5 protein-coding genes are annotated in these 7105 nt (G+C 42.8%); all 5 read right to left on the bottom strand.

Going from position 1 to position 7105, the window contains the following annotated elements; genetic code table 11:
• Positions 1 to 914: 914 nt before the first annotated feature.
• The 5 genes from WAE64_RS19730 to WAE64_RS19710 all read right to left on the bottom strand — a co-directional run bounded on the left by WAE64_RS19730 (position 915) and on the right by WAE64_RS19710 (position 6331).
• Positions 915 to 1535 carry a tetratricopeptide repeat protein gene (locus WAE64_RS19730; protein ID WP_340239410.1) on the bottom strand — a complete coding sequence of 207 codons (621 nt, stop codon included), beginning with the start codon at positions 1533 to 1535 and terminating at the stop codon, positions 915 to 917.
• Between the two features lie 253 nt (positions 1536 to 1788).
• On the bottom strand, positions 1789 to 2706 hold the full coding sequence (locus tag WAE64_RS19725) for a DUF5655 domain-containing protein (protein ID WP_340239408.1): 918 nt from the start codon (positions 2704 to 2706) through the stop codon (positions 1789 to 1791).
• Positions 2707 to 2960: 254 nt separating this feature from the next.
• Positions 2961 to 3971 carry a hypothetical protein gene (locus tag WAE64_RS19720; RefSeq protein WP_340239406.1) on the bottom strand — a complete coding sequence of 337 codons (1011 nt, stop codon included), beginning with the start codon at positions 3969 to 3971 and terminating at the stop codon, positions 2961 to 2963.
• Positions 3972 to 4922: 951 nt separating this feature from the next.
• Positions 4923 to 5174, bottom strand: a complete 252-nt coding sequence (locus WAE64_RS19715; RefSeq protein WP_340239405.1) for a hypothetical protein — start codon at positions 5172 to 5174, stop codon at positions 4923 to 4925.
• Between the two features lie 266 nt (positions 5175 to 5440).
• A complete protein-coding gene (locus tag WAE64_RS19710; RefSeq protein ID WP_340239403.1) occupies positions 5441 to 6331 on the bottom strand; it encodes a recombinase RecT in 891 nt (296 codons plus the stop codon).
• Positions 6332 to 7105 lie beyond the last annotated feature (774 nt).

The following is a 7105-nucleotide window of genomic DNA, read 5'->3' as shown; positions in this document are numbered from 1 at the left end:
TTTATCAAAATACTAAAACCCTTGAGTCTTCGCCAGAGTCTCCCGTGCGCGAGTGCCTTAACATAGCTAGGGGACTCTGGATCAAGGGTCGTAATATGAGCTAAAGGTTTTCCAGAGCGACAGAGTCTCCTTCTACTCTAATGGCCTACACTCACGGGAGACTCTGCCGAAACAACAAATTTATCGAAATCCTTGGGTCTAGCCAGAGTCTCCCGTGTGCGAGTGCCTTAACATAGCTAGGGGACTCTGGATCAAGGGTCGTAATATGAGCTAAAGGTTTTCCATAGCGGCAGAGTCCCCTTCTACTCTAGTGGCTCACTCGCACGGGAGACTCTGCCGAGACAGCAAATTTATCGAAACCCTTGGGTCTAGCCAGAGTCTCCCATGTGCGAGTGCCTTAACATAGCTAGGAGACTCTGGCTCAAGAGTCGTAATATGAGCTAAAGGTTTTCCATAGCGGCAGAGTCCCCTTCTACACTAATGGCCTACACTCACGGGAGACTCTGCCGAGACAGCAAATTTATCAAAATCCTTGAGTCTTCGCCAGAGTCTCCCGTGTGCGAGTGCCTTCACATAGCTAGGGGACTCTGGCGAAGGGTCGTGATATTGAGCTAATGGTTTTCCACAGCGGTAGAGTCCCCTTCTACTCGCAGGACCTACACTCACGGGAGACTCTGCCGAGATAACAAATTTATCAAAATACTAAAACCGTTGGGTCTTCGCCAGAGTCTCCCGTGTGCGAGTGCCTTAACATAGCTAGGGGACTCTGGCGAAGGAGTCGGAATATTGAGCTAAAGGTTTTCCATAGCGGTAGAGTCCCCTTCTACTCTAATGGCTCACTCGCACGGGAGACTCTGCCGAGAAACAATCGCTAAAAGTCTTACAAGAAACACCAAACTAACTGTTCAGTATCTTTAACGAAAAATCTCATCGTACTTAGTGGGCCTGGTTCGTTTGCCGCTAATTACATCGCTTATGATTTGCGAAAGTCTAAGGTTTATTTTGTTTTTAGGGTCGGCCTTTATTGCATTTTTTATTGTCTTATCGGCAAGGTTAGTATCGCCATCAATAAGGTATGCAAGTGCGAGATTGCCCATTAAACCTACATCCAGGCTATCGAACGATAAAGCGTGTAACGCAACACTCACCGCTTCTTTTCCCTTTCCTAAGTGCACACATTCAATCATCAACTCTCTTGCAACATCGGGGTTTTCTTTTTCAATTTCAAAAGATTTATCAAACTCTATATATGCACTTTCATGCTGTTTTAGTGCCTGATATGCTTTCCCCTTGAGCCAATACGCTGCAAAATTATTAGGGTTAATTGTCGTAACGGCATCTAAATACTTTATCCCCTTTGCAAGACTATCTTTTGCTTTTGAATCAATAGTTGCCCGACCTTCTTGAAGATTTATAAGCGGCTCAATGAGTTCTAAACCTTTCTGATAATAAGGCTCCTGATTTTGTTCTATTAAAACCAAATCGGCATTCTTATTTTCTGAACACCCAAATAAAGAAGCTAGAAAGCCAAACATAATAATTAGAATGGTTTTGTTTTTAGTCAACATCAATGTATTGAAGTTTTCTTGTTAAATGTGTTAATGCATAATAATCCCCAACTCGTAAATATGCGAAAGTTTTTGCAGATTTTTTGTTTATCAAATCAAAATTCTGCTACTCCCATCGCAAAGCCCCTTTGCCAAACACAAACCATCGCACACAAGAAACTCTGCTAATACCCATCCTACCCCAAACTGCGAACGAGGACGTTCACGCCACAAAGCAAAACTACTCCTTATTTTTACGTAGCGACTGCTTCAATAAACTAATGATATAATCAATATCTTCTAAGTCGGCGAGCTTAATTTCGTAAGAACCATTGCCCCAATGCCCAACATTTGACACATCTCTTGCAGCTTGCTTCTCGTCCTGTAAGTCGCCACTTTTCAGGTTCAGATAAATCTTTAGACCTTTGCCTTGTAATACTACATCGCAGAAAATATTGTTATCGATTTTAAAACCGATGGTCTGCTTTTTGGGTTGGGTCGTAACATTGTCGTCGAGTGCAATCAGCCTTTCTCGTACTTGTTCATACAGTTCTCTTGTTTCAAAGTCAACCTTTTGCAGATGGTCTTGTTCGGTAAATACTTTTACCTCTTTATTAACAGCTTCAACGGTTTGGTCATTCCTTGAGATTGTTTTGATGCTTTCCTTTGCCGATGTTTTTTGAATCTGGTCGAATGAAATAGTTTCATTCTCAAACCGCTTGATTTCCCAAAGTTCAATTGGCAAGTCTTTGAAGTTTATGGCCTCTCTCTGATAATTGGTAAACTGTGGCGAAACGAAAATCACTTTCGACTGCGACCAGTCAACGTCAGTCCGTTTAAGAGTTGTCTGCTGATTTTCGTTAAACTCCAGAATAAAATCTGCCTTATTATTGAGCATTAAAGACAAGTACGCATAACCCTGGTCTATCACACTAAAACTTTTGTCTCGTTTATATTCGATAATAACAAACGATTTGTTTTCTAAATCAAAGGCTAATGTATCTAAACGAAAGTTATTAAGCGAAAATTCGGAGCAGATAAAATCTAAGTGCAAAAGTGTTTTTAAGTTTTGCTCAACTAATGTCTGAATCTCTTTTTCAAATTTAAACGGATGCTCTTTTATAAAATCTAAACGCTGACCTATTTTATACAATGCCATTTTTAGTGATGGTGTTTAACTGTAATTTTTGATTGCTCTTTAATAATCCCCAACTCGTAAATATGCGAAAGTTTTTGCAGATTTTTTGTTTATCAAATCAAAATTCTGCTACTCCCATCGCAAAGCCCCTTTGCCAAACACAAACCATCGCACACAAGAAACTCTGCTAATACCCATCCTACCCCAAACTGCGAACGAGGACGTTCGCCCCACAAAACCCCATGACCTTTTCCCCATGCCCCATGCCCTATGCCCTATACAAACCGCCTGTTTGGTGCTTTTGGGTCTAGGGTTATTACGTTGAACATATCGTAGACACGGCTGGCGGCGGCTTCGCCGTATAGGGCTGATAGTTTATCCGGGGTTTCGGCGTTTGAGATAATATGAACCCGCACACCCGGATGGTCGTAAAGCTCCATCAGCACTCGCTCAATCACGTTTACGGGCGTGGATTTGAACGACTCCCCCCGCACAATTACCGATAGTTGCTCACGGCCTACCTCCTCAATCAGCAAATCGTAGCGGGCAAAGCCGTAGCTATTTTCTTCGTCGGGCAAAGGTTTTTCGGTTAGAATGCGGCTCATGGTCTGCTCAGGATTATTCATGTAGCTCTCTACAATATCCTGCGCCTTCACGATTCTGAACGATGCCAGCGGATTATCTTTAAAGGCCGTCAGCAACGTCGACTTCCCCGTGCCTACCTTTCCGAGCAAACAAATGCCCTTGTTTCTGTCCATCGCCGATGCCGATGCCGTATGAAAATAGCTCAGGCACAACTCAAAAGCCTTTACGCAATAGTTATCGAGCATAAACTTTTTGTACGGATTTCGCTCTTTCACCAGCGCATCGAGGTTCGCCAACACTCTTGCCTTAAAATCAGCCTGGCTTACGTTGCGCATAGCTTTTATCTGCGCCTGCCGTAGTGCCATCTGCCTTTGAGCCGCATCAATGGCATCTTGTTTCTGCTGTTTTTTCAGATAATCGAGCGATTTCGAGAAATACTCACTCGTCAGCCTATCGGCTAGCGTCTGAATAAACTCGTGCCTGATGCCCTCGCCGAGCTTGCTTGCGTGCTCATTGGCCGCCAGAACCGGATAAATAACGGCATAAAGTTTATCCAGCAAAGGTCTGAACTCCCGCTCCCGAAACTCGGCGTACGACCCCATCTGCTCCTTGCTCAACAACTGAGTCATCGTCGGTTTGCTGTTCAACAATCTGTCGGCCTGTGGTCTTTGGGGTATTTCGTTTTCCATGTTTTTTCGCAATGTTTGTTTTGTAATAAGGCAACCAATACATGAAATTCTCTCTGGCATAGGTTATGTCTTTCCAGTGCGCATTTTTGCCCAGTCCAAATTTGGTTTCAACAAAGTTTTCAACAGCAGCCGGATATTCTTCGGGCCGAACTTCGTTGTTTTTTGCAGCTATTTTGCAAATTTCACTTTCGAGCAAATCGGCTTTTAGCGTTTCTTTCGTAAAAATGCTATCGGCATGCATGGCAGCTTGCTGCCGTTGGACATCAACATAGGCCAAAGTATCTGCCTCGTTTTTTTCGGGCAAATCGTTTTCGCTCACCAAAAGAGTATTATTATTATTTTCTTCTTTTAGTTTAGTTTCGTTTAGTTTATTTAATGGTTGCGGGTTAGGTGTTACTTTAGGTATCAGCTTAGGTGTTAACTTAGGAGTCAGTTTAGGTTCCAAATTCTGACACCCATCGTCTTCATCAAGCTCAATTTCTACCTCCGGCGCATCGTTAGGTGTCAGTTTAGCTGTCAGTTTCTGACTACTAGGCGATTTCCTGCTTGGTTTTTCGACCGATAAACTTGCTGCATTAGGTAGCAAAATCTGATACCTTGTTTTATCGCCCTTGCCTTTGCCTCCGGTATGAAACTCAATCAGCCCGACTTGTTTCAAACGGTTACGAGAAGTCTTCATCGTATTTATACTCATCCCGACATTGGCAGATACCCTACTATCTGAATGCCAGAAAACATTTACCCAGCCTAAACTATTTGCTGTTTTTATCAGATAAAAATACAGCTTAGTTTCCCAGCCCGTAAATTGAGAACCTTCATCAACTCGCCAGAAATGATTAATTAAATCAATATAATTCATTGAAATGTGTGTTTGGATTTATGAAATTGCGAATTAGTGAATGGCGAATTAGCGAATATAAAATTCACTTATTCGCTAATTCGCTATTCACCATTAACGATTTCTTAAATGACCTCCACCGTCGAAATGTTTTTTGTGTACACGGTAGCAACCGTAGGCCGTGAACTGCGGAAAAAATCGCCAACCTTACCTTTGGCTATAAATTCTTGCTCTATCAGAATTTTGTGTAGGCCTGTTGAGTCGGCAATTACATCAAGAAGTTTGCCTTTAATGCTGAGTTTATTACTTTGCTTTACCTTTATGTATTTAAACATAAATTTCTCAAACTCAGCCAGCTGATTTGTTTGTAGTATCATGAAATTAAGTTGAAATAGAACATTAGAAAATTTTTAGTTTTAAAAACACAGCAGTGTTGGTTGGGGGGTATAACCCCTCTCCCCAACCCCTCTCCCCAACAGTGGGGAGAGGGGCTTTTATCTCCCTTCCCCACTGTTGGGGAAGGGTCGGGGATGGGGTTATATCCGCCTACCGCCAACCAATATACGCACAGCAAAACAAATGGCTAAAAGCCCAATTTTTCAAAAAAAAGTGTGTGTGGATTCGAAGCTACAAAACCAACAATCTATGCCGATTTTCGGTATAGCTCCTGTTTTCGGGATTCATACATTTCTACCAATCCGAAATCATACACGTGCTCATCAACCAACTCGAGCTGCTCCACCGTCATGGCGCTGGCAATGAAATTAGCAATGCGCTGCAACTCACGCTCTTTGCTTGTTTCTTCGGGGTCTTGCGGCTCGGCCTGATTATCAATATACTCAACCTCGGTGCCTTCTACGTTGTGTATCACCGACTGGTCGGTTATCACAGCCTTCTGCATCTCGACCGACAGCGGCGCATCGCCACTATTGAGGTGCAGCTTCGTAACCGTCTTTAAAGCCATCTTGTCGAAATCTTCAGCCCACAAACCTTTTCCGTTTTTAAACGTCTGCGAGTAACGCTTGCCGTGCCTGTGCACCGTGTCGGCATCCATAAAGAAAGTGCTTTCGTAGCCGTTGAGGAGTTTAAAATTGCTGGCGTAGCCAATCACCTTGTCGCTCGTTTTTTTGTCCCACTCAAAATGAAAACCCTGAAACGACTCATCGTCTACTTTCTGGCCTTCGTACACTATCTTGGCATCGAGGGTCTGATACTGCCCGCTCCTGATAGCCAACTGCTTAAAACCCTTGTAGCCAATCAGAAACTGGGCAAGCTGGCGGCCACTCTTGCGGTCGTTGTAAGGCACCAGATAGGCAAAGCCCAGGTTGTTGCTCAGGGGTAAATCGAGCGTGGCAGCCGTAGCAGCGGCATGATACACGCTGGTTGGGTCGGCACGCTTCAAGAGCTCGTTGCTGGCAACAATTTGCAGCACCGAGGTCATGAAAGCCGGCGCTCTTTTGCCCAGCAGCTCTTCAAACTTCTGCTTTACCGAGGTTTTTCCGAAAAAATCCTTCGTTGTTAACTGTTCTGACATTTGTTTTAATTTGTATAATTTGGGATTATGATACATTTCAAACGTGCGATGCAGGCCCCCAAACCCGTCCCCCTGCCACAGTCAGAAAAGGGGTCGGAAATGGGGGCATTCCTACTCGCAGCGGCAGCATTGAGCCAATGCCACTTATATATATTTTAGGTGATATGAAAACTATAATTATGTTCCAGACTTGCAGCCAAAGCCTGATAAACGACAATTAATAGTATTATCGATAGAAGCGTATTATTAAACGTTTCAGATGCCCTGTTTATTGAGCATTTGATGCTTTATATTTATATGTTTTTTGTCGGAATAAATGCCTCCTCCAGGCGGAGGAGGATTTGATTTGTTCCCCTAATAATTCAGACCGTGTGGGGTCTATGCGTAAGAAAAATTTTTAAAATTCTCTTTCAATGAACGTATATGTTCGTAATCTTAAAATGTTCTAAAACTAAATGAGCCCGTCGTGGTCGCCGTCTAATGTAACAAAGGAATATTTTCACATACATTGCCGGACTTATTAGGATTCAAGAAATAAGCGTTCTTTCCTATAATATATGGGTTTGGTTTGGAAATGTATCTTCCATTTCGGTGAATAAATTCACCGCCTAATGAAACAAAGGAAATTTATCTCTAGCGCCGACTTAAGTCGGCACATACAGTAAAAATATTCCGTTGTTACATTAGACACCCAATTTATTGGGTGAACACGAGCATTAGCTATTACTTTTAAATCGTTCTGAAACCAAAACTTTCAAAGAACGCTTATTTCTT

Origin of the sequence: Emticicia soli (assembly GCF_037860775.1) — a bacterium.
Classification (GTDB): Bacteria; Bacteroidota; Bacteroidia; order Cytophagales; family Spirosomataceae; genus Emticicia; species Emticicia soli.
Note: the sequence above shows the minus strand (reverse complement) of the source record. Positions and strands in the feature narration are given on the sequence as shown.